Raw genomic sequence first — 23,896 nt, forward strand, 5'->3', positions numbered from 1 at the left:
TCACAATAAAAAAGCCAGTTAATGTTCAATACATTAACTGGCTGTAAATTTAATTTTTCCTAGACCTAGAAATTAATGAAGTTATTTGTAGCATTGTAATTGGTAAGGATGTTTTTTTATGATATGCCAAAAACTTAGGTGTCCAAGAATTAACATATTTTTCTTTAAAGCTTCTTAAACCTTGAAAGTGATATAAAAATTGACCATATTGATAAATTTGTGCTGCAATTTTTTCACTTGTAAATGAATACTTAGACAGGCCAACGTTTGCTAAAGGTGTCATACCGACATTAAAATAAATAAAATTTCTAGACTTGAACCATTCAATTAAGTTAACAAACATAAAATCCATAATTCCTTTTGGTGCGTCAACTTTATGACGCATTAAATCAATTGAAATTGTATGTTCGTTATAGTTTGGCATAATGGATGCAAATGCAATCATTTTATTTTCATTGTTTTTAATAATAGCTACAGGTGCAAGTTTGATGTAATCTTCATCAAAATAACCAAGTGAAAAACCTTTTTCCTTTCGCCCTTTCAGCCACTCTTGTGATAATTCCTTTAATTCCGTAAAGAATTCATTCGAAAAAGGTGGTTCAATAATTTCAAAACTAAATTCTTCGCGTTCAAATTTATTGTAAAGTGCACGAATTCCTTTATTACGTTTTCCTGATAAAGTGAATGTTGAAATATCAGTAAATCCTTCTTCACCAAGTTTAAAGAAATCAAATCCGTTTTCATGTAAATAGGAAAGTGAATTTGAGTTTACTTGGTAGAAGACGAGTGTATACCCAAATTGATCAGCATAGTTTAATAATTCCTCAATGGCAGGATATAAGCGAGATTTATCTCCAACCGGATCACCTAAAATAACTAATTTGTCTGCATATGGCTGAAAAATAAATAATACTGTCTCATCCTGAGCCCAGAATAAATATTTATCATGTAAAAAAACCAAATGTGAAAGTTCTGTACCACCATATTTATTAAAATGTTCTTTTATTTTTTCTTCTTCAGCTTTAGTATTAATAAAATCGAATTCTTTTCTTTTAACTTTAAAAAATGCGATATAAAAAAATAGTAAAGCAGCCACAAAACCAAGAACTGCACTAATAACGATATCCCTCGAATTCACAAGTATATAAGGTAAATATTTAGCAGGTATTTTCACATTTGTTTGAGGTAGATTGATATAAGCAATAAGTAAATAACTGCCTAAAAAGAAAAATAAAATAAAATTATCAACAATGAGCTTACCCCAAGTTAAAACGAAGCTTTCTCTATAAAATTGTTTTTTTGAAATAAATAATATAAAAGCAACTGCTAATACAAAAAGAGCTTCTTCATAATCTAATCCTTTTGAATACGTTGTAATTGCCCCAACAATCAGCATGAATAATGTAATATACCATGCCCTTTTAACTTTATAATCAATTCCACGAGAGAGTCCTAACAATGTAAAGCCTGCAGTGACCGAAATTAAATGTGAAATATTAATAATTGTCGAAGGTAAAATTAAATTTAAAAGACTAATTCTTAAAAGCATACTTGGCACAGCAGCAGAAACTAATAGAATAACGCCAGATAAAAATATTAAAATCGTTAAAAGTTTATGCCCCAAAAAAGTGGAAATTTGATTTGGAATATTATTAAATGATTGATTTAATTTATTCCATAATAATTTAAGAGCTAAAATAATACCGCAAGCAAACGGGAAAAAGAAATAACTGAAACGATAAATCAATAAAACAAGAAGTGTCGTTTCCTTATCGATTCCAAAATATGTAAAACCTAGTAGGAAAATAAAATCAAAAGATCCAAGACCTCCTGGAATCATACTTAAAAGTGCTGCAACAGAGGCCACTAAAAAAACAGGTAATACCTCTATGATTGAAATGTCGATATGTAAAAATAAACAAATGAAGTAAATAAATAATAAAATAAAAGACCATTCACATAAGGAAATGACAACCAATGATAGCATATATTTTGCGGAAAAATTCTCCGAGAAAAAATTACGTTTTAAATAAACGACTAAAAACATTACCGGGAAATAACATATTGCAATGATAATAGCGATATATAAATACTTATATTCATTTAAAAATGATAAATCAAATATTCCAGTAAACAAAACTAAGCTCAGTATAGATAATCCAGAAAGTAGGAATATCGTTACACTACTAACTGCTTTAACTATTTCTGGTCCTGAGCGATTTTTTCGATAAAACAGAGTTCGAATGGTGGTACCTGCCACACCACCAAGACCAATTAGGTTTGAAGAAGTATTCGCAAGCCAAGCTACCATTAATATTTTTCGAAAACTGAAATCTAATTTTAATAGTCTTACAAGTACAAAGTCATATAAAAACATGGGAGATACGGCTAAAATACCTAAAGCAAAAATTAAAAAGTATTGTATTAATGTAAGAGACTCCATATAGTTAAAGAACATTTTAAAGTCGAAGTTTAAAAGTACGTTTTTTCCAACAAATATAAATGTAACAAGTAATATTGAAATGAAAAATAGTTTAAATAAACCGACTTTACTAATCCGAATCTTATTCATAAGACACTCCTGAAGTTAATATTAAACAAATAAAATAATAGTTATTAGCTTTAGTATTCCATATTATTCCACTATTTAACAAGAAGAATATTAACACGTCTTAGAAAATTTAATAACTTATTATTTTGGAGATAAAAAGTTAATTATATTTTAATTTTCAGGACGATTTTACGATTTAGTTTCATCGAAAATATGTTATGAATTCACACTAAAAGTACTCTATTTCATAGAAGTCAATCACCATTCGTTCCTAGCAACTACATAGTCGGTTTATTAATTGAGGTAAATGGTATGTTGGAGAGAAAGGTATTTTTCATCAAATATTGAATGATTAGTTACATAGACAAAAAATGTAAAATTTTACAAGGGGGAATCTAACCTGAGCAAACTTGATTTGATTAATACATACAAAAACGAGCTTCAAAATTACTCTTTGGAAAAGCTAAGGTATAAATGTGAAGAGGCGGTTTGGTCTATTGGACAAATGTATGACCATTTAATCATTTGTGCCCATGAATATCTAGATAATATGGAAGCATGTGCTACGTTAAATGTTGAACAACCTCATGGGAAAACGGAATTTGGTGAGCGTTTATATAAGATCGGGGGCTTTCCACCAATAAAAATTAAATTACCGGATGAACTAAATAGTCCACCTAATAATTCAGATAGCAAGGACGAGCTTATCAGCAGAATGGATCAAGTAATTCTAAGATTGAGCCAATGGGAATCGAAAGTGGATCATATAAATCCAAATTATAAAGTCCAGCATGGAGGGTTCGGCTGGCTGAATGCAAGGGAATGGTATGATTTGGTTTATATGCATTTTCGTCATCACTTGCGTCAAAAACGTGAGTTAGAACAAAGGCTTGTTAAGTGACAGTTCCTAGATATGACTGTTTTTTTAAGATAAATAAGAAATTTTACTAGATAGAAAAACTATAAAACAAAAAGATAAATAATAATTGGGAGTGAACAATGAATAAAAATCGCTTGGAAGCTTTTAGTGACGGTGTACTTGCAATAATTATTACAATTATGGTCCTAGAAATTAAGATTCCTCATAGTCCCAATATACACGACCTATTGCAACTTTTCCCAACTTTTCTTAGTTATTTACTTAGTTTTATTTATGTTGGCATTTACTGGAACAACCATCATCATATGATACACACAATACAAAAGGTGACAGGATCAATCATGTGGGCAAATCTTCATTTGCTTTTCTGGTTATCATTAATTCCTTTTGCTTCTGGTTGGATGGGAGAAAACCATTATAAGCCATATCCTACAATGCTTTATGGTGTAGTACTCTTATTGGCCGCAATAGCTTACTTCATATTACAAGGTATAATTATTCAAAAAGAGGGAAAGAATTCAAAGTTAAAACAGGCTGTAGGTAATGATTGGAAAGGAAAAGTTTCGGTGGTTTGTTATTTAACTGCAGTTTGCACGTCTTTATTATGGCCATGGTTCGCTCAAATAATTTATGTAATCGTTGCAATTATGTGGTTATTACCGGATCGTCGAATCGAGAGAGTTATGCAAAGTAAGTAAACACTATGTAACAAAGTAGACGAGATGATTAAGCATCTTGAACAGGTCGGTGTACCTAAGCAAAGGAAAAAGAGATTAGTGAATATGGTAAGTTTGCTTGGATTATAGATCCTGAAGGTAGATTAGTTGAGCTTTGGGAGAAATAACGGGCGTTTGAATTTAAGAATGGGTTGCTGCGGCAATCCTTTTTTCTTTGACGAATGGGCTGTTTAGATTAACAAGCAATAACATTATTTCTTCAAAAATCAACTATGAAATGTTTTGAAAAATTGGTTTAATAGCTGAATTAATGGCCCAGTATATTTAAACAAAAGACATATTAGTTTCTTTAAGAAGTAAAATAGTTTACAATTTAGTAGTTGAATTGTAATTTAAGTAATATACATAAAATTAAATGACCATAGATCGCTGAGTTTTAGTTGGGTGTTTCTTCTATTAAAAAGGGACATTTCAATTTTGAAGCGGGGGAACCAATTTTTGTACAATTGTACTTTGGGGTGAATCCTTTTTAGGTAGGGCTACTTTTTAGGTCCGAATCCGACAGCTAACCTCGTAGGCGTGTAGGGAGAAGGTTTCCAAAATGATGTCTTATTAAGGCACTGGAGATTTTCCCAGTGTCTTTTTTGCATTCAATTTTGATAAAAGAAGTAGTAAGTGGGGGTTATGAAGTGCTAGAAATGTATATGTTTGGCGGGTTTCTTATTTTAACTATATTAATAGCAGTATATATGACTCGTAAAGATTCTCGTATGGATGATGAAAATGGAAAATATAGACGAGTAAAGTCAGGGAATAGGAAAAGAATCGTTAGAGAGAGAAAATCAGGTAAAGTTGTAAGAATAGATTGATTAGTATTTCCAAAAGATTGAAATTAATATAATTCAAAAATTCTTAAGAGAGTGGTCAATTAAGGCCATTCTCTTTTTTATATATTAGTTTTGGTTTCTTAATTCATATTTAGTTCATAATGAGTTTATATAATATGTACATAATTATTTGTAAATGTAAGTAGGTGGATTTTTTGAATCATGTAAGAGTATTAGTTGTCGATGATGATGCAAATATTCGAGAGTTGATCTCTATTTTTTTAAGTGGAGAGGGATATACGGTTATTGAGGCTGAAAATGGTGAAGAAGCATTAACGTTACTTGAAGAAAATAATATTCAAATAGTAGTAGTTGATGTGATGATGCCTGAAGTAGATGGATATGAGCTGACAAAAGAGGTTAAGAAGTATTATGATATTCCAATTTTAATGGTCACAGCAAAAGGTGAATCTCAAGATAAATTAAAAGGCTTTGATCTTGGGGTAGATGATTATGTTGTAAAGCCTTTTGATCCTTTGGAAATTGTAGCCCGTGTAAAAGCTCTATTAAGAAGATTTCAATTACTATCTGATAAAAATGTTTTTGTAGGTAATTTAATGATTAATCAAATTAAATATGAAATTTCGGCGAATGATCAATCGATTACGTTACCATTAAAAGAATTCGAATTGTTGTTTAAGCTTGCTAGTCAAGCTGGAAGAATTTTTACGAGAAATGATTTGATTGAGCAAATATGGGGACTCGATTATGAAGGAGATGAACGCACAGTTGATGTGCATATAAAAAGAGTACGAGAGCGACTAAGAGAATTAAAGGCTACTGTCGAAATTGTTACAATAAGAGGTTTAGGCTATAAATTAGAGGGAAATCACACATGAAAAGCATGTATTCAAGATTGGTTTTAATCTTTATTTCAGTTATTTTGTTAAGTTTAGTCATTACTTTTTTTATCGCTTCAAAATACTTTATAAAACACGTTGAAACAGAAGTTCAAAGTGATTTAATAGACGTTGGAGAAAATTTTATTTCCATATACTCTAAACCAGATAATCAAAATGGAGTAGATGCGACATTGCAGATTCTTAGTAAAAATTTTTATCTAACGCTGTATGACGAGTCGGGTAAAGTCGTTTTGAAAAATAAACCACAAAAAAAGAAGAATATAAAAAAGGAACAAGTATTCAACGTACTAAACAAAAGTAATGTTCAAACAAAAGATAATCATTATCTCATAGGCCTATCTTTTGAAAAAGCTGGGCATAAATATGCTTTGTTTATTCAGCCAAACATTGATCGTGGATTCTTTAAAATGCGTAGGGTTTTATTTTTTAGTTTGCTTACAACATTATTAATTGGATCAGTAACATTTTTATTTGTTGCTAAGTTATTAGTAAAGCCTGTAAAAGAGTTAATTCGTGCTACAAAAGAACTGTCTAAAGGTAACTATGACGTTCAAGTGACGATTAAACGTAAGGATGAAATAGGATTACTTGCTTCAAACTTTAATTTGATGACCAATAAATTAAATAAGTTAGAAGAGATGAGAAGTGAATTTGTTTCAAATGTTTCTCATGAAATTCAATCACCGTTAACATCTATTAAAGGGTTTGCAAAGGTTTTAAGAAATAAGCAATTAACTGAAGAGAAAAAAGAACATTATTTATCTATTATTGAAACAGAGAGTGAACGTCTTTCTATTATGAGTGAAAGATTATTAAAGTTAGCTTCATTGGACTCTGAGCAACATCCTTTCCAGCCTACGTCCTACAAATTAGATGAACAAATTCGGAAAATTATTTTGGCATTAGAGCCACATTGGGAAAGTAAAGAACTTCAATTAGTTTTAAATTTACCACAAACGGAGATAGTAGCAGATCGTTTACTACTTGAACAAGTTTGGATTAATTTACTTCAAAATGCGATTAAGTTCTCAAATATAGCTGGTTACATTAAAGTAGATATTTTGGAATTGGATCATAGTATTCATGTCCTCATTAGCGATAGTGGGCTAGGAATTAGTAGGGAAGATATTGAACGGATTTTTGAACGATTTTATCAAGCAGACCGTTCTAGAAATAAAAAGGGAACCGGGCTTGGTCTTTCGATTGTACAAAAAATTATCGAAATACATCATGGGAATATAGAAGTTGAAAGTGTTGTTGGAAAAGGAACTAGCTTTATGATCATCCTCCCGAAAAACTTATAAAATTAAAAGTTCAAATTATGTCCTTAATTGTTCATATTCTGTTCATATAGATTTGATAAAATAATCACGTGTTAGAATTGTAACCAATCGAAAGGGGAAATAGATACATTATGTTTGCAGGCTTAACGAAATTAAGTTTGAAGAACACAATATCAGTTATTATATTAAGTGTTCTTGTTTTAATAGGGGGAATTTATTCTGCCCAAAAAATACAAATTGAAACATTTCCAGATGTTTCATTTCCAGCTGTTGCAGTACAGGTAGTATACCCTGGTGCATCATCTGAGGATATAGAATCTGAGGTCACTAAACCGATCGAATCAGGTTTAATGAAGCTTGAAAATTATGACCAGTTAACAAGTACTTCAAGTGAAAATATGGCTTCAATCTTCTTGATTTATCCTTTTGGATCGGATATGGATAAAATTGAAAAAGACGTTGATAATGTAATCAATAAAACAAAGTTACCTGAAAAAGCAGAAGCGACAGTTCAGCGAATTGCGATGGATTCTGCTCCTATTTATCAAGTTGCAATTGCAAATAATGGACAAGTAAAAGATTTACAGCAATCAATTGAAAATGATTTACTTCCTCAAATTAAAAAAATAACTGGGGTAAGTGATGTAAGTCTGCAAGGAACTAAAGAAGAAGAAATTCAAATCGTTGTAGATAATAAAAAAGCTGAAGAAAAAGGAATTTCTTTAGATACAATTAAAACGGCAATTCAAGGTCAAGATTACGCAGTGCCATTAGGATCTGTTGAGAATAATGGAAAAACAGTTTCTGTTCGAATGAAAGGTACTTTAAACTCAGTCGATCAAATCAAAAAAACAGTTTTATCTAGTGCAGCTGCTCAAAGTGCACAAATGGGTACGATGACTCAGGGGGAACAACTAGGTAAAGGTGCAGGTCAAGCTCAAACAGTCATGCCAAAAAATGTTACTGTTGCTGACATTGCAGATGTAAAAGTAGTTTCGGTTCAAGACCAAATTTCTAGATATAACGGTAAAGAAAGTTATATATTATCGGTTTCTCAAACACAAGATTCAAATACAGCGGATGTAGCAACAGCTGTTAAAAAAGAAATTAAATCATTTAAGAAAGATAATAATGTAGAAACGCATGTCATTATGGATAACGGTAAAGAAATCGAGAAATCCGTTAGTTCTTTAATTAAAGAAGGTCTACTAGGTGCGTTATTTACTGTGGTCGTTATTCTGTTATTTTTAAGAAACATTAGAGCGACAATCATTTCAATATTATCTTTACCAATTTCAATCTTTGCAACAATCTCAGTATTAAATTCATTGGGTTATACATTGAACATTATGACTTTAGGTGGTCTAGTTGTTGCAATTGGACGTATTGTTGATGATAGTATCGTTGTAATTGAAAATATATACAGATGGAAACAACAAAAAGGTAATCAATATAAGAAAAAAGAGATGGCATTGTATGCAACTAAAGAAGTAATTGGTGCCATTGCATCATCTACATTTGCAACCGTAGTAGTATTTTTACCTTTAGCATTTGTAAGTGGTATTATTGGGGAATTCTTTAGACCATTTGCTATTTCAGTAGTAGTTTCTATTTTAACTTCTTTAATTGTTGCGATTATATTAATTCCAACATTAGGAGCAAAATTCTTATCAAAACCATTAAAAGAGCACAGTAATGATACTCGTTTTATGAGAAGTTACGAAAAGTTACTTCGTTCTGCATTAAAACGTAAATGGATTGTTATTTTATTATCAATCGTTTTATTAGCTGGTTCATTATCGATGATTCCTTTATTAGGATTCTCTTTCTTACCTGGTAGTGTAAATAAAACACTTCAAGTTACTGCAACTCTTCCATCAAATAGTACTGTAGACCAATCTAATGTAGTTGCAAAAGAATTAGAAAAATATTTTGCAGATTCAGACCTAATTGACAGTGTACAAGCTACTGTTGGTGGTAAACGTGATTTTATGATGAATATGGATGGTGGCAAAAATAAAGCAATCTTCCAAATCAATCTAAAAGATGGAAAGAACATGGATAAAGAACTTTCAAAAATCAATAAAGAAGTTCCTTCTATTGTTGATGCGAAAGTAAAAGGTACAGAAGTTACAGCAAAAGAACTTTCTCAAAATGGTCCTCCAACAGGAAACAATATTGATGTAAACTTATATTCTGCTAACTTTAATGATTTAAAAGAAGCAGCATCAAAAATTGAAAAAGAATTAAATAGTGATGATCGTCTGAAAAATGTTACCAATAATTTAAAAGATGTACAACCTAAATTAGAAATTACATTAAACGATAAAGCACGCGATGAAAATATTTCAATGTTCCAAGTAATGGGAGCAATTAATGAAAAAATTAACGACGTTGAAATCGGTGATTACGATTTAAACGGAGAAACAAATAAGCTTACAGTAGGTTATAAAAATAAAGCAGCTTCAAAAGAAGATATTGAAAAAATTAAATTTATGACTGCTACAGGTCCGAAAGAAATAAAAGACTATGTAACAATTTCTCAAAAGGATGCACCTGTTTCAATCAACCATGAAGATGGAAAAATGTATGCATCAGTAAGTGCGGTTGTAAAAGGTAAAGACACAGCAGCAATTACAAAAGAAGTAACAACTAACTTAAATAAATTTGATTTACCAAAAAGCGTCGATATGAAAATTGGCGGCGGTTTAGATATGATTACAGATGGATTCAGTGATTTAGGATTAGCAATGGTTGTAGCTGTTGGATTAGTATTCTTAATCATGAGCATGACATTTGGCGGATTAAGAACACCGTTTGTCATTTTAACATCATTAATCTTCGTGCCAGTTGGAGCTTTCTTAGCATTATTTATTGGAAAGCAAACACTATCAATGAGTGCAATGATCGGACTATTAATGTTGATCGGTATTGTTGTAACGAATGCGGTTGTATTATTAGACCGTGTTGAACACAACCGTAAAAACGGATTAGAAGTAACTGACGCATTAATTGAAGCTTCAAAAACGAGATTACGTCCAATCCTAATGACAGCATTAGCGACAATTCTTGCATTAGTTCCAATGGCCCTTTCAAATTCAACATCTGGCTTAATTTCGAAAGGACTAGCAGTAACTGTAATTGGTGGATTAACAACATCAACATTCTTAACACTAATCATCATTCCAGTTATTTATAAGTTAGTAAGCAAAAAGAAAAAGATTGAAGAATAATTGATGAAGAGTGCCTCATAATGGGGTACTCTTTTTTATTTAGTAACAAAAAAGAGCTTAGGTTTAAAACGCTACCTAAGCTCCTTTTTTTATTTAGGTTCATAATCAAAATGTAATTCATTATTTTCATTTAAAATTACGTTTAAATTATAATCTTTAAAATACCATAAATCAGTTTCGTTTATAAAATAGACTACATGATCAATAGTAATCGATTCTCCAATGTCTACAGGTTGTTCTTTAGTAACACCTAAAGAATAGCCTTTATGTATTGTACTGTTACCACCGTATCGCGCGAAAAAACGAATTGTATCTCCTTGTTTAACATTCATCTCATCTTGAAACCATTTTATTGCATCTTCAGAAATCGTAATTTTCATTGTAACCGACCTTTCTTTATCTTATAAAAATATTATAGTATGAATGTGAAAAACTATACAGAAAAGTGATGTTAAGTGTCAATATGAATGATCGAAATTGAATAAAAGAAGAAAACCTACATCAGATTTTCTTCTCTTATAGAAAGTATTTTAGCACAGTAACTTTTAGACTAATCTATTTTATTTTTTGAAAAATGAAAGTATGTTGTTTTTAAATAGAATAAATAGTGAAATGACGACAAAACCATAATAGACGATTTTTTCTAATAATGGTGTGGCATCTACAAATGAGAAAATTCCTTCAGTAAATACTTTTCCGCCAAAGAAAATTAATAGAATACCTAGTAAAGTAAAAATGACTTTAATATTTAAATTGATAGTAGTTTTGATAAATAAATATGCGATTAAGACAGCTGCAATTAAACCTAGTAAAATAGAAATCATACCAACAAAGGCGATAGATTGTGCATTTGACAAAACAAATAGTACAAGCTCTAAGCCCTCACGGATCACAAACACGCTTGCCATTAAAAATAATGAAAAATTATTATCCTTAATTTTAACTTCTGATTTTAACTTATCTGAAATATTAATGCTACTTTGACCACTTAACCAGTAAATAAAATAGAAGATTAGCAATGCTGCAATTAATTGAATTACACCTTCAATAGTATGCTCAACATTTCCATCTAGTTCACCAAAAGTTGTAAATAAGAAAAATCCGGCAAAAATACTAACTAATACTCCAAGAATTGTACCGTAAATAACTGACTTAATTAAATGCTCTTTTTTACTCTGAATTAAAGTGATGAGTAAGAACCCGATCACTAAGGAAACCTCAAGGCCTTCTCGCAAAGCTATTAAAAAATTAGCATTCAACTCATTATCATCCTCCCGAATATATTTAAATCTACTAACTAGATTATTCTTTAATAGTAGAACCGGACACTATTTTATTAATAAATAGGCATAATAATTTATGTGGTAAAATTAATATAAAATGGTCTAAAATGTAAATTTAAAAGGGGGAAAAATGGAATCTTTTACAAGTAGAGCGATTGAAATCATAAAAAATATACCATCAGGAAAAGTAATGACATATGGTCAAGTTGCAAAATTGGCTGGAAGCCCAAGAGGAGCTAGACAGGTTGTAAGAATCTTACACTCGATGAGCCAAAAATACCAATTGCCATGGCATAGAGTTCTAAATGCTAAAGGTGAAATCGGAATCCAGGATGAAGAAGGATTTTTAAAGCAAAAGCATTTCCTCCAAAACGAAGGGGTCAAATTTGCAAGTGAGAGAACCATTAACCTGATGGAATATCAAGTAAGATTAGTTCTTGAGAAAGAAGATGTGGATTTAATTTAGAATGAGATTGATACTCAAAATTCATTATTTAATGGATTTTGGGTATTTTTTTGCCAAAAATGACTATAATTAAAACATTGTTACGCAAAATATTGTTGTGAAATTATCTAAATGTTGTGTGAAAAGTGTTACGTTTGAATGCTTTACAATAAAACATTGTTTTGTTATACTCGTATCAGGAGGAATGTCATATGAGTGAAGAATTAATATCCAAAAAAGATTTACTACAACTTACAGGCATATCGTACGGACAGCTATATAGATGGAAAAGAAAAAACATCATTCCTGAAGAGTGGTTTATGAAAAAATCAAGCTTTACTGGACAGGAAACGTTTTTTCCTAAGCAGAAAATTTTGAATCGGATTGAAAAAATAAAAGAGTTGAAGGATGATCAATCATTAGATGATATTGCTAGAGTGTTTTCAATCAATGAAGAAACCGTTTCTGATCGCGGGCATGTTACTTTATCTTTGGAGCAAATCCCTATACAAGTCATACAAATATATCAATCACTTTTTCCGAACACTAAATTAGAGCATTTAGGTACGGTTCAACTATGTTCATTACTTTTTGTAAACGAGTGGCTTTCAAAAGGGAGTGTAACAATAGATGAAATAAAACAATTTTTAAATTTGGTTGAAACGCATAAAAACCAAATTAATTTGGATGAAGCGACTGTCATTTATATTCGAAAATTTGGTATGGGTACGTGGATTATTGGAAATCAACATGAAACGTTTGTTGATCAAAAGGATTCAATCTTAATCAATGTTACTCTCTCGAATTATTTAAATAAATCGATTAAATAAATTAATGGAGGAGCGATTATAGTGAGCGTGCAATCAAAGCATGATGCGATTATTAACGGTTCAGGAACAATTGGTACTGGAAAATATGATGACGTTAGAATTAGTGGAAGCGGACGTATACTTGGTGATATTTTTTGTCATGAAGTGAAAGTAAGTGGTTCTGCAAAATTCAATGGAAAAGTAGAAACTGAATATTTTAATTGCAGTGGGAGCGCTAAATGTCTAAGTGATGTTGATGCTAAAAAAATGAGTGTCAGTGGCTCGGCTTCGATTGATGGAAAAGTTTCTGGTGGAGATGTAAATGTTAGTGGTAGCTTTAAAACAAAGGGCGACTTAAATGTTCAAAGTATTAATGTCTCAGGTTCAATGAAAACGACAGGTATCGTAAAGGCTGAAGTAATTACTGTAAAAGGATCGCTTTCTACAGAAAAAGGATCTGAATGTGAAGTATTTACAGCTAAAGGACATTTATCAATGAACGGATTGTTAAATGCAGAAAACGTAAAAATTACCCACGGTGGGTTTGGCCATTTTCCTCATAATGGATTTAGCTATATACCTGAAATTGGTGGAGAAACGATTGAAATTAGTCGATTCGATGACAAGAATATATTTTCACGTGTTTTTACTAAACTTTTTAACAATCGATTGAACTTCAAATCAGATGTAATTGAAGGAAGTGCTGTAAAGATTGATTATACGACAGCGAGTGTAGTACGAGGCGATGCTGTAACAATTGGACCAAAATGTGTAATCGACCTTGTGGAATATACAGAAGATGTTCAGATCCATCCTTCAGCAAAGGTAAAGGATGTAAAGAAATTAGAACAATAAGCGGCTTAAGGGATATCCTGAGTCGCTTTTTTTGCTTTTAGTGAAAACGGTTTTTAAAAAGAAAAATGAAAACTATAAGGCAGCTAATAAAGTTAAAATTGACTGTTTTAATAAAGTGGAAGCTTGCTCTCTATTTCTGTTATTGAACTATAGTTAGTTGAATGTTAAGATAATAATGTGCAAACGGTTGCAATGAAATTGTACTTATTTTTTATTAAATTTCTAATATAGTCAATGATGAAAACGCTTTTATGCATTTGGAGGAGAGAGAGTATGACAAATCAAAGTTGGTGGAAGGAAGCGGTTGCTTACCAAATTTATCCACGTAGCTTTATGGATTCAAATGGTGATGGAATTGGTGACTTAAGAGGTGTAATTTCTAAATTAGATTATTTGAAGGAACTTGGCATAGATGTTATTTGGATATGTCCATTTTACAAATCACCAAATGATGATAACGGTTACGATATCTCGGATTATCAAGACATTATGGATGAGTTTGGTACAATGGCTGATTTCGATGAGTTATTAGAGAATGTACACAAAAGAGGAATGAAGTTAATTTTAGATTTAGTAGTCAATCATACAAGTGATGAACATCCTTGGTTCTTAGAATCGAAAAAGTCTAAAGATAATCCTTATAGAGACTACTATATTTGGAGAGAAGGAAAAAAACCAGGCCATGAGCCAAATAATTGGGAAAGTATTTTTGGTGGATCTGCTTGGGAATATGATGAAGAAACAGGTGAATATTTCCTACATTTATTCTCAAAAAAGCAGCCTGATTTAAATTGGGAGAACAAAGAAGTAAGACAAAAAATCTATGACATGATTAATTGGTGGTTAGATAAAGGAATTGACGGTTTCCGTGTAGACGCAATCAGTCATATAAGAAAACGACCAGGCTTTCCAGATATGCCAAATCCAAAGAAAGAGAAATATGTGGCAAGCTTTGATATGCACATGAATCAAGAAGGGATTCACAAATATCTGGATGAGTTAAAACGTGAAACATTTGATAAACATGACATCATGACAGTCGGAGAAGCAAATGGTGTAACAACGAAAGATGCACACCTGTGGGTTGGAGAAAAAGAAGGTAAGTTCAATATGATTTTCCAATTTGAAAGTTTAGATCTTTGGAAGAAAACCGATGAATCTGATACTTCGATCGCCGATTTAAAAGAAATACTTACGAAATGGCAAACTGGTTTAGAAGGATATGGATGGAATGCTTTATTTATAGAGAATCATGATATACCTAGAGCAGTCAGTACATTAGGAAACGATGAAGCTTTTTGGAAAATTTCGGCAAAAGCTATTGGAGTAATGTATTTCTTTATGCAAGGAACGCCATTCATTTACCAAGGGCAAGAAATTGGAATGACAAACGTTCATTACACATCTATCAACGATTATAATGATGTAAGTGCAAAAAATATGTTTAATACAATGATTGAAAATGGTTCGACTGAACAAGATGTACTAGATATTTTATGGAAAACAGGCCGTGATAATTCCCGCACACCTATGCAATGGAATAGTACAAAGAATGCTGGATTTACAACAGGTAAACCTTGGCTTAAAACAAATGATAACTTTAATGTAATAAATGTTGAAATTCAAGAAAAAGATGAAGACTCTATTTTATCATTCTATAAAAAGATGATTACTTTACGTAAAGAAAATAAGGCACTTGTTTATGCACCGTATGAATACCTAGATGTTAAAAATGAACCTGTTTATGCATACACTCGAAATGGTGAAAATGAAACATTCTTAGTGATTACTAATTTATCTTCAGAAAAACAAAAATTTATTTTACCGAAAGAACTTACGAAAAAGAATGCGCAATTGAGTTTAACTAACATTGAATTAACAGATCACCAATTAGTTGAGGACATGGAGTTTATGCCTTTTGAAGCTAGGGTTTATCGTTTAATTTAATTTTAGGTTTTGAGTTATATGATACTTAGTTAACAGACTGTAAAATGACAGTCTGTTTTCTTTTTGTACAGGAAAATCGCTTTCCATGAGGCAAATTTGTGCAAGTGAAAATAACTTCATTTGAGGTTCAGATATTTCAATACTCTGCAAAATCGGCTGTCGAATGGCAGTCTTTTTTATTACATCTTTCTGGCAAAAATCTACACAGTTTTATAGTATTACAAACACTTCGACAATTTGTAACACTCTTGTAATGGCTTTCAAAATCGTATTTTGTTAGACTTACTTTATCAATGAAGGGGGAGAAAGAGATGAAAAAGCAAGTTCTTATAGCTTTCGTATGCTTACTGAGCATGGTGTTTTTTACGACTAAATCACAAGCAGCATCTACATATAACCCATACTCAAAGAAAAATCAGGTAACAAAAATCGCTAAACAATATACTGGAGTACCATATCGTTTTGGTGGTACAACGACTAAAGGTTTTGACTGTTCAGGTTACGTAGGGTATGTATACAAAAAAGTAGGTACTAAATTACCTCGAACTGCTTCGTCAATGTATACTGTCAGCTCAATTGTTAAAAAGCCTGTTCCTGGAGATTTAGTTTTCTTCAAAAATACATACAAAAAAGGTATTAGCCACGTAGGAATTTTCATGGGAAATAATAATTTTATTTCAGCGACTTCAAGTAAGGGAGTAGCTGTTGTAAGTCTTTCTAATTCATATTGGAAACCGAAATTCGCTGGCTCAGGTAGTGTAATTAAATAAACATAATAATAAATGCAATTTACTTTTCTTACGAAGGGTAGATTGCTTTTTTTTGCATATTAAGAAGTAAAAATTTGCAGCGACGTTAGGAATTAAGTATAAGTGCAACTACGCCTTTGTCTTCGCCTTAAGCTCATCAATCGGTGAGTTTTCTTTATCTTTTCATAAAGTTTTCTATTTTATTAAATAAGTAGTTTATGTTCCAATGATATAATGTGCTTTAAAAGGAGCTGGTAATTATAGCGATAATCTACTTTACTTTTTTTATATTAGGTCTAGTATTTGGTTCATTTTTTAATGTTGTTGGGTTAAGAGTTCCAATTGGGAAATCAATTATTTCACCGGGTTCCTCGTGTTCAACTTGTGGACATAAATTGAGTTCTATAGAATTAATACCGGTATTTTCTTTTTTACTTCAAAGAGGGAAATGTCGAAGTTGCGGAATTCTAATTTCTAAACTCTATATATTAATAGAAATACTAACAGGTGCGTTATTTGTTTTATCCATCTATGAAACTGGTTTTCATAAAGACTTAATGATACCTCTTTCGATAATATCTTTATTGATTATTATTGTTGTCTCGGATGTGAAATTTATGATTATCCCTAATCGTATTCTACTAATCTTTTTATTTATTTATAGCTTTGAAAGAATCTTAATTCCATTGGATCCTTGGTGGAGTAGTATTGTTGGGGGATTAGGAGCATTTGTAGTATTGCTACTTATTAGTATGGTTAGCAGAGGTGGTATGGGAGGAGGAGATATAAAGTTATTTAGTGTGCTCGGAATAATTTTAGGTTGGAAACTATCTCTCTTTACTTTTATACTTGCATGTTTTTCAGGCAGTATTTACGGGTTATTCGTAATAGTGTCCGGAAAATTAAAGCAGCGAAGTCCGATTCCTTTTGGTCCATTCATTGCAATGGGTGGAATAGTTAGTTATTTTTATAGTGAAAATCTATTAGAATTCTACGACTTAATTCTTCGTTAAGCTCATAAAAAAAAGGCCATTTAATTGAAAATTCTTTCAACTAAATAACCCCCTTACTATTTCTTATGAAAATAATTTCTCTTCTACACTATTTATTACTGAATCCCTGTATTTTTTGTCTTCAACGAAGTTTGTTCGAATCGCTTTAAAAACAGCAGTTTGTTTTTCTTGGAAATTTGGATCATCTTTATCAGGAAGCTCTTTTTTCATTCCAACTACAATCTCTTCAATCTCCGTAGAACGTGGACCCCAAACATTTACTTCATTACCTTGCTCATCCATGAAAATAAAAATTGGAATAGAACGAGATTTACCATTTGTTAAATATTGATCCATTAATTCTAGGTTTTCATCTCGAATTAGGAAGCTAGTATCTATATTAGCTATTTCCATCATTTTTTGAATAACTGGTACATTAAGTAATGCATCTCCACACCAATCCGCAGTTAAAGTAACAACTTTCCAATGACGATTCTTTAATTGTTCAAGTTTTGCTAGTGTACTTTCAGGAATCGTAACTTCATTATAGATTTTTAGAAGTTCTTCCTTATTTACATTCATTGCTTCTACATATTCTTGAAAAGTCATGCCCTTTTCGAACCAAGAATTTAATGACATTTCCATACACTCCTTTAATGTTAATAAATAGTATTATACCCCATTCGTCTTAAGAAGGATTGTAATAAGACTTGCAGAATTAATATACAGTATATATTTTAAATGCAGTTTAAGCAGGAGGGAGAAAAATGAGTACGCCTATTGAGATATCAAAAAATAGGAAGCGCTTTCCAAAGTGGATTAAAGTTACTTCTACTTTCTTAATTATAATCATCTTAATCGTTGTAGGATCCGGTCTGTACTTAACAAAAAGATCATTACCAAGTATTGAAGGGAATTTAACGATTAGTACGCTAAACGATAAAGTAGACGTAGTAAGGGATGAAAAAGGGGTACCTCATATTAGTGCAAAGAGTTTGCATGACTTGTATGTTGCGCAAGGCTTTGTAACTGCACAAGATCGATTATTTCAAATGGATTTAAGCAGAAGACAAGCATCCGGACAATTAAGTGAAATAATCGGTGATGCTACAGTGGAGCGAGACTCATATTTTCGAACGCTTGGTTTAAGAAGAGCTGCTGAAGCTTCTTACAGTAAATACGATAAAAATGGACAAAATGTTTTAAATTGGTATGCAGAAGGAGTAAATGCGTACATAAAATACGCAATTAAGAAAAATAAACTACCAGTTGAATTTAAAATTTTACAATATAAACCAACTAAATGGACGGCAATTGACTCACTAGTTATTGGTAAATATATGGCGTTTGATTTAGGCGGGCACTGGAACGAACAAGCATTTCGTTATTATGCTTTGAATAAATTTCCAAAGGATAAGGCTTTGGAGCTATTCCCGGCTAATAATGATTTAGATCCGTATATTATTCCTAGTAATACTTCAAAAATAGATGTAGAAAAGAGTTTTGCGAGTGCAATTATTCCACCTGTTTGGAATGGAAGTAATGATTGGGTTGTTAGTGGATCTAAAACCAAGTCTGGTAAACCATTATTAGCAGATGATCCTCATTTAGGATTAGCGACACCGGCAATTTGGTATGAAACTCAATTAAAATCTGGTGATATGAATGTTAGTGGAGTAATATTTGCAGGGGTACCAGGAATTATCGTGGGTCATAATCAACATATTGCCTGGGGAGTAACGAATGTAGGACCGGATGTACAAGATTTATACATTGAAAAGAGAAATCCAAATAAGGCAGACGAATTTTTATATGATGGTAAATGGGAAAAGGCACAGGTCATAAATGAAACAATCAAAATTAAAGATAAAAAGAATAAGATTTTACCTGTAATGATTACGAGACATGGGCCAGTGGTTTCGGAATTTGCAAGTGACGCTGGGAAAGATACTGTATTCTCTTTACAATGGACAGCACTACAACCGACAACGGAGCTAGAAGCCGTTTTAAAGTTTGATGTTGCGAAGGATTGGAATTCGTTTAAAGAAGGATTAGCATTATTTGAAGCCCCCGCCCAAAATTTCGTTTTTGCATCGGATGATGGAACAATTGCTTACCGAGCGAATGGAAAAATTCCAATTCGTAAAAAAGGCGATGGGCTAATGCCAGTGCGAGGATGGACTAGTGATTACGGTTGGAAAGGATATATATCTTACGATGAACTACCAACAATCGTCAATCCAAAGGAAGGATTCATATCTTCTGCTAATAATAAAGTAGTAGATGATTCATATCCATACCATATTTCAAATTCATGGGCACAGCCTTATCGTCAATTACGCATTCAGGAAGTATTAAAAAAGAATGACAAATTGACCGTTAAAGACATGCAAAAGCTACAAATGGACGAAATGAACTTACAAGCGAAGGAACATGCACCGAAGTTTATTAAATCAATAAAACAAAATAAAAATCAATTATCATCTGTTGAAAAATCAGCTTTAAAGGAACTTGAAAAATGGAATTTTATAGATGATAAAGATGAAGCTTCTCCTCTCATTTTCCAAATGTGGATGACTGAAATAAATAAAGCATTGTTCGATCAACAAATCTCAAACGATATGATGGATTTATTTGGAGATCGCAAAGTCATAGTCGATCAATTGTTACGCGACAGCTTTAATGGGAAAAAAGTGATCTGGATTGATGAAGAAGGTGGAATTGATAAACTTCTATTAAAAACATTTAAAACAACAATTAAAAATATTAGCAAAACAGACGGTGAAAATGTAGCTAAATGGAATTGGGGTTATCACCATAAAGTTGCTTTCGAACACCCATTATCCAGTATTAAAATCTTAAGCTATTTCTTTAATGCAAGAGATCCAATCCCAGTAGGAGGTAGCTCAACTACCGTTAAAGCAGCAGGATATGATAACCAAGGAATCGTAGACCACGGTGCATCATGGAGAACCGTGGTAGATTTTTCAGATTTAAGTAAATCAGTAAACGTAGTTGGACCAGGACAATCCGGAAACCTCGGAAGCAAATGGTATAGCGACCAAATGGAAGATTGGGCAAATGGAACATATCATACTACTTCTTTGAAGGATATTGAAGGAGTTAAAGAAATATTAGAACCGGGTAAAGCTAGGAAGAAGTAGGAAGGGCAGAAGACAGACCTTTAGGAGGTCTGTTTTCTTTGTTTGAGAAGTAAAAATGTAGTGATTTATATGGTCAATTTTTAAGGAAACTGATCAGCTATTTGTAAATTTGTATAGAAAGGGTGGAAACCTGTGATTCCTGGATTTTAATTGTGATACCCGAAATTTAATTGCACTTTCTCCATTTTTATTTCCAGTATCTAAGGAAGTACTATGTACCACAAAGATTTAAATTCCATATCTTTCACTCAACTCTAATTTCTTCACTTTCCTCCCTTCATATAATAAAATATTTAAATAGTAATTAATTGAAAAAGGGGGGCTGTGAAAATGAATGGAATGGGCTTAGTTCTAGAAGGCGGTGGAATGAGAGGTATTTATACTGCCGGTGTTCTTGATTATTTTTTAGAACAAAATATTGAAATTCCTTATGTAATAGGTGTTTCTGCAGGTGCTTGTATGGGAACTTCTTACCTTTCAAAACAACATGGACGTAATAAACGAGTAAATACGGAATTTTTACAGCATCCAGATTATATTTCTTTTAAAAATTTAATTCGTAATAAGCAGCTTTTTGGTATGGACTTATTATTTGATATTATTCCTAATGAGCTAGATCCATTTGATTTTGATTCTTTTTATAATGCTGAGCAAAAATTTGTAGTTGGTACGACTGATTGTATTTCGGGAGAACCTGTTTATTTTGATAAAGATCAAATTGTTGAATCAACAGATATGTTAAAGATAATTCGGGCATCAAGTTCTTTACCACTAATGGCTCCAATTATTAAGTTTAATGAGCATTTCTTAATGGATGGTGGTATTGCTGATCCGATTCCAATTGGTAAATCTGAAGCGGATGGAAATAAAAAAAATATAGTTGTTTTAACTAGAAATGCTGGTTATCGAAAAAAACCTTCAAAAGGTACTTGGTATTTACAAAAAAAATATAAAGATTATCCTGGACTAGTTCAGGCGGTTCTTAATAGATATGATGTTTATAATAAGCAGCTTGAATATATTGAGGAGCAAGAAAAAGCTGGGAATATATTAGTTATTCGTCCTATACAAAAGTTAAAAGTTGGACGAATTGAACGAAATAAAGAACGTTTATTAGAGCTTTATAAAGAAGGCTACGAAGATGCTAAACGCCTTCGTGAACAAATTTTAGAATTTATTTCATACGAAAAAACGACCTGTTAACTGCAGGTCGTTTTAATATGTTGAAAATATATTAATGTTACGATATTCAGACTGATTGAAAACGCTTGTCTTTCAAAGTACAAAGCATGATGAGAAATTGATTTATTAAACGATTAATTAAGGAAAGCAAAACAACAAAGAAAGCGAGCGTTTGTCAACAGTTTGGTCGACCTGTTCATTTCAGGTCGTCTTTTAATTGGGGGAGGGAGAAATTTGACTAATCCTTATCATTATCTTTGTTGTTTTTATTGTTCATCATGTTTTTCATCATCATTTCAAACATTACCATATCTACACCTAAACACGGATTCATACAGCCACAGTGACTTTTTCTTCTAAAGCAACAGCATCTGCATCTGCAATGACAATCATGGTTATGGCAATCGCAACGATCTCGATGACAATCATCACAATCGCAACGTCTTCTTCTGCAATCGTCACAATCACAGTCATTACGTCTACATCTACTTGAGTTCATGTTGACTTGATCTTGGTTGTTCCACATCGTAGAACACCTCCTTGAATAATCTACATAAACAAAGTATGCATAGATGTCCCATCAAGGAAAGGCTAGTACCTAAATAAAAATAAAAAAAGCACATTAATCTGTTAAAGATCATGTGCTTTTCTATTATTTAATATTAATGTGGGAAGAAAACCAATTGGATTAAGAATAAAATTCCAAATATATAAATAACTGGTTTAACATTTTTTGCTTTCCCTTTAACGACTTTTAATAATGGGTAGGTAATAAACCCAAGTGCAATACCTGTAGCAATACTTGATGTAAGTGGCATTGTGATAATAACTAGAAATGCAGGGAATGCTTCTTCAAAGTTATCCCACTCAATATGACGAACACTACCCATCATTAAGCAACCTACTACAATTAATGATGGTGAAGTAATTGCCGCTACATCAGAAATTGAATTAACAAGTGGGCTAAAGAATGCAGCAAAAACGAATAGTAATGCAACAACAAGTGCTGTTAAACCGGTTCTACCCCCAGCTGCAACACCTGCTGTAGATTCAATATAAGCTGTTGTAGGTGAAGTACCAAACATAGCTCCAATTGTTGTACCGAATGAATCAGAAAGCATCGCACGACCAGTACGTTTTTCATCCTTCTTATTTAATAAACCAGCTTGAGAAGCTACTCCTAAGAATGTACCTGTCGTATCAAAAATTGTAACTAATAAGAATGAAAAGACAACTGAATAGAGTCCATAATGAATGACATCTGAAGCAGCTGTTATTGGATTAGCAACAATGATATGCTCAGGTAATTTAGGTAAAGAGAAAATACTTCCTTTAATGTGTAATTTTCCAGCAAAGCCCGCAATGATTGCTGTTGAAACCATTCCGAAGAATAAAGCTCCGTTTACATTTAGGGCAAATAAGATAACCGTAATTGCAATTCCGACTAAAGTAAGAACTACTCCAGGAGAATGAAGATCGCCTAATCCTACAAGATTATCTTTGTTAGCAACGATAATCCCTGAAAGACGTAAGCCTATAAATGCGATAAATAATCCAATCCCAACACTAATTGCGTGTTTTAATGTATTTGGAATTGCTTCTATTAAATGAGTTCTAAATTTAGTTAAAGATAGGATAACGAATAAAATACCTGTAATAAATACAGCTGAGAAAGCTAATTGATATGAAATACCATGTGCTTTTGAAACAACTGAATAGGCAAAATATGCATTCATTCCCATTCCGGGAGCAATTGCAATTGGGTAGTTTCCGAACAATGCCATAAATAATGTCCCGACTAAAGTTGCAATGATTGTTGCAGTAAATGCTTGGTCAAATGGAACGCCAGCAGCAGATAATATAATAGGATTAACAATAATTATATAAGCCATAGTTAAAAAAGTTGTAAAGCCGGCTATAATTTCTGTTTTAACGGTAGTGTTAGCCTCTTTTAATTTAAACATAATAGTTCTCCTTGTAAAATACGAATGATAAACTCAACAGTTATTAATAATATTCGTTTTATTATAAAAGTGCAAGCTTTTTTATTAGATTAACCTCTTTTAACGAATTCAATTATATTTAGTATTCCAAAA

Annotated in this window: 20 protein-coding genes, 1 pseudogene and 1 riboswitch; of the genes and pseudogenes, 15 read left to right on the forward strand and 6 right to left on the reverse strand. The window is 31.9% G+C overall.

Annotated features, from left to right (window positions below; translation table 11 throughout):
- Positions 1-49 precede the first annotated feature (49 nt).
- Positions 50-2,572 carry a bifunctional lysylphosphatidylglycerol flippase/synthetase MprF gene (mprF, locus tag B6K90_RS18380; RefSeq protein WP_088014220.1) on the reverse strand — a complete coding sequence of 841 codons (2,523 nt, stop codon included), beginning with the start codon at positions 2,570-2,572 and terminating at the stop codon, positions 50-52.
- 394 nt (positions 2,573-2,966) lie between these two features.
- Between mprF and B6K90_RS18385 the strand changes: the two genes are divergently transcribed.
- From B6K90_RS18385 to B6K90_RS18415, 7 genes and pseudogenes are all read left to right on the forward strand, one after another.
- Positions 2,967-3,452 carry a DinB family protein gene (locus B6K90_RS18385; RefSeq protein ID WP_235821844.1) on the forward strand — a complete coding sequence of 162 codons (486 nt, stop codon included), beginning with the start codon at positions 2,967-2,969 and terminating at the stop codon, positions 3,450-3,452.
- Positions 3,453-3,550: 98 nt separating this feature from the next.
- A complete protein-coding gene (locus B6K90_RS18390) occupies positions 3,551-4,129 on the forward strand; it encodes a TMEM175 family protein (RefSeq protein ID WP_088014222.1) in 579 nt (192 codons plus the stop codon).
- 9 nt (positions 4,130-4,138) lie between these two features.
- Positions 4,139-4,275, forward strand: a pseudogene (locus B6K90_RS24245) (VOC family protein); the annotation flags it as partial.
- 287 nt (positions 4,276-4,562) lie between these two features.
- Positions 4,563-4,702, forward strand: a riboswitch (cyclic di-AMP (ydaO/yuaA leader).
- A 41-nt stretch (positions 4,703-4,743) separates the two neighbouring features.
- On the forward strand, positions 4,744-4,977 hold the full coding sequence (locus B6K90_RS18400; protein WP_088014223.1) for a hypothetical protein: 234 nt from the start codon (positions 4,744-4,746) through the stop codon (positions 4,975-4,977).
- A 173-nt stretch (positions 4,978-5,150) separates the two neighbouring features.
- Positions 5,151-5,834, forward strand: a complete 684-nt coding sequence (locus B6K90_RS18405; RefSeq protein WP_088014224.1) for a response regulator transcription factor — start codon at positions 5,151-5,153, stop codon at positions 5,832-5,834.
- Positions 5,831-7,162 (forward strand): HAMP domain-containing sensor histidine kinase, encoded by a 1,332-nt coding sequence (locus B6K90_RS18410; RefSeq protein ID WP_088014225.1) that lies wholly within the window; start codon positions 5,831-5,833, stop codon positions 7,160-7,162. The genes B6K90_RS18405 and B6K90_RS18410 overlap by 4 nt, the downstream gene beginning before the upstream one ends.
- 110 nt (positions 7,163-7,272) lie before the next feature.
- Complete coding sequence (locus tag B6K90_RS18415; RefSeq protein ID WP_088014226.1) at positions 7,273-10,374, forward strand: efflux RND transporter permease subunit; 3,102 nt, start codon at positions 7,273-7,275, stop codon at positions 10,372-10,374.
- An 89-nt stretch (positions 10,375-10,463) separates the two neighbouring features.
- On the opposite strand, the gene B6K90_RS18420 is transcribed toward B6K90_RS18415, so the two are convergent.
- Both B6K90_RS18420 and B6K90_RS18425 read right to left on the reverse strand, forming a co-directional pair.
- On the reverse strand, positions 10,464-10,754 hold the full coding sequence (locus tag B6K90_RS18420; RefSeq protein WP_088014227.1) for a HesB/YadR/YfhF family protein: 291 nt from the start codon (positions 10,752-10,754) through the stop codon (positions 10,464-10,466).
- A 180-nt stretch (positions 10,755-10,934) separates the two neighbouring features.
- Complete coding sequence (locus B6K90_RS18425) at positions 10,935-11,633, reverse strand: FTR1 family protein (protein ID WP_167555423.1); 699 nt, start codon at positions 11,631-11,633, stop codon at positions 10,935-10,937.
- Positions 11,634-11,787: 154 nt separating this feature from the next.
- Here B6K90_RS18425 and B6K90_RS18430 point away from each other — a divergent pair, with 154 nt between their 5' ends.
- From B6K90_RS18430 to B6K90_RS18455, 6 genes are all read left to right on the forward strand, one after another.
- A complete protein-coding gene (locus B6K90_RS18430) occupies positions 11,788-12,123 on the forward strand; it encodes an MGMT family protein (protein WP_088014229.1) in 336 nt (111 codons plus the stop codon).
- 191 nt (positions 12,124-12,314) lie between these two features.
- The gene (locus B6K90_RS18435) at positions 12,315-12,932 is read left to right on the forward strand and encodes a DUF4004 family protein (RefSeq protein ID WP_088014230.1); all 618 of its coding nucleotides are present in this window, start codon (positions 12,315-12,317) and stop codon (positions 12,930-12,932) included.
- A 21-nt stretch (positions 12,933-12,953) separates the two neighbouring features.
- Positions 12,954-13,766: a polymer-forming cytoskeletal protein gene (locus B6K90_RS18440; RefSeq protein WP_167555424.1), complete on the forward strand. Its 813-nt coding sequence runs from the start codon at positions 12,954-12,956 to the stop codon at positions 13,764-13,766.
- A 273-nt stretch (positions 13,767-14,039) separates the two neighbouring features.
- Complete coding sequence (locus B6K90_RS18445; RefSeq protein ID WP_088014232.1) at positions 14,040-15,713, forward strand: glycoside hydrolase family 13 protein; 1,674 nt, start codon at positions 14,040-14,042, stop codon at positions 15,711-15,713.
- A 311-nt stretch (positions 15,714-16,024) separates the two neighbouring features.
- The gene (locus B6K90_RS18450; RefSeq protein WP_088014233.1) at positions 16,025-16,483 is read left to right on the forward strand and encodes a C40 family peptidase; all 459 of its coding nucleotides are present in this window, start codon (positions 16,025-16,027) and stop codon (positions 16,481-16,483) included.
- A gap of 266 nt (positions 16,484-16,749) precedes the next feature.
- Positions 16,750-17,475, forward strand: a complete 726-nt coding sequence (locus B6K90_RS18455) for a prepilin peptidase (protein ID WP_328588131.1) — start codon at positions 16,750-16,752, stop codon at positions 17,473-17,475.
- Positions 17,476-17,538: 63 nt separating this feature from the next.
- Here the strand turns inward: B6K90_RS18455 and B6K90_RS18460 are convergent, their stop codons facing one another.
- The gene (locus B6K90_RS18460; RefSeq protein ID WP_088014235.1) at positions 17,539-18,093 is read right to left on the reverse strand and encodes a thioredoxin family protein; all 555 of its coding nucleotides are present in this window, start codon (positions 18,091-18,093) and stop codon (positions 17,539-17,541) included.
- Between the two features lie 128 nt (positions 18,094-18,221).
- On the opposite strand from B6K90_RS18460, the gene B6K90_RS18465 reads away from it, so the two are divergent.
- The gene (locus B6K90_RS18465; protein ID WP_088014236.1) at positions 18,222-20,618 is read left to right on the forward strand and encodes a penicillin acylase family protein; all 2,397 of its coding nucleotides are present in this window, start codon (positions 18,222-18,224) and stop codon (positions 20,616-20,618) included.
- A 330-nt stretch (positions 20,619-20,948) separates the two neighbouring features.
- Positions 20,949-21,821, forward strand: a complete 873-nt coding sequence (locus B6K90_RS18470; protein ID WP_088014237.1) for a patatin-like phospholipase family protein — start codon at positions 20,949-20,951, stop codon at positions 21,819-21,821.
- 309 nt (positions 21,822-22,130) lie between these two features.
- Here the strand turns inward: B6K90_RS18470 and B6K90_RS23830 are convergent, their stop codons facing one another.
- Positions 22,131-22,274 (reverse strand): hypothetical protein, encoded by a 144-nt coding sequence (locus tag B6K90_RS23830; RefSeq protein WP_167555425.1) that lies wholly within the window; start codon positions 22,272-22,274, stop codon positions 22,131-22,133.
- A 188-nt stretch (positions 22,275-22,462) separates the two neighbouring features.
- Entirely contained in the window at positions 22,463-23,764 is a 1,302-nt protein-coding gene (locus B6K90_RS18475; RefSeq protein WP_088014238.1) for an NCS2 family permease, read from the reverse strand.
- Between the last annotated feature and the right edge of the window lie 132 nt (positions 23,765-23,896).

Source organism: Gottfriedia acidiceleris (assembly GCF_002128425.1).
Taxonomy (GTDB): domain Bacteria; phylum Bacillota; class Bacilli; order Bacillales; family Bacillaceae_G; genus Gottfriedia; species Gottfriedia acidiceleris.

What these genes read in the sequence shown, in the direction of transcription:
- mprF (WP_088014220.1), bottom strand. Translation starts at nt 2,572, where the DNA reads ATGAATAAGATTCGGATTAGTAAAGTCGGTTTATTTAAACTATTTTTC.
- B6K90_RS18390 (WP_088014222.1), top strand. Translation starts at nt 3,551, where the DNA reads ATGAATAAAAATCGCTTGGAAGCTTTTAGTGACGGTGTACTTGCAATA.
- B6K90_RS18410 (WP_088014225.1), top strand. Translation starts at nt 5,831, where the DNA reads ATGAAAAGCATGTATTCAAGATTGGTTTTAATCTTTATTTCAGTTATT.
- B6K90_RS18415 (WP_088014226.1), top strand. Translation starts at nt 7,273, where the DNA reads ATGTTTGCAGGCTTAACGAAATTAAGTTTGAAGAACACAATATCAGTT.
- B6K90_RS18420 (WP_088014227.1), bottom strand. Translation starts at nt 10,754, where the DNA reads ATGAAAATTACGATTTCTGAAGATGCAATAAAATGGTTTCAAGATGAG.
- B6K90_RS18430 (WP_088014229.1), top strand. Translation starts at nt 11,788, where the DNA reads ATGGAATCTTTTACAAGTAGAGCGATTGAAATCATAAAAAATATACCA.
- B6K90_RS18435 (WP_088014230.1), top strand. Translation starts at nt 12,315, where the DNA reads ATGAGTGAAGAATTAATATCCAAAAAAGATTTACTACAACTTACAGGC.
- B6K90_RS18445 (WP_088014232.1), top strand. Translation starts at nt 14,040, where the DNA reads ATGACAAATCAAAGTTGGTGGAAGGAAGCGGTTGCTTACCAAATTTAT.
- B6K90_RS18450 (WP_088014233.1), top strand. Translation starts at nt 16,025, where the DNA reads ATGAAAAAGCAAGTTCTTATAGCTTTCGTATGCTTACTGAGCATGGTG.
- B6K90_RS18460 (WP_088014235.1), bottom strand. Translation starts at nt 18,093, where the DNA reads ATGTCATTAAATTCTTGGTTCGAAAAGGGCATGACTTTTCAAGAATAT.
- B6K90_RS18465 (WP_088014236.1), top strand. Translation starts at nt 18,222, where the DNA reads ATGAGTACGCCTATTGAGATATCAAAAAATAGGAAGCGCTTTCCAAAG.
- B6K90_RS18470 (WP_088014237.1), top strand. Translation starts at nt 20,949, where the DNA reads ATGAATGGAATGGGCTTAGTTCTAGAAGGCGGTGGAATGAGAGGTATT.
- B6K90_RS23830 (WP_167555425.1), bottom strand. Translation starts at nt 22,274, where the DNA reads ATGACTGTGATTGTGACGATTGCAGAAGAAGACGTTGCGATTGTGATG.
- B6K90_RS18475 (WP_088014238.1), bottom strand. Translation starts at nt 23,764, where the DNA reads ATGTTTAAATTAAAAGAGGCTAACACTACCGTTAAAACAGAAATTATA.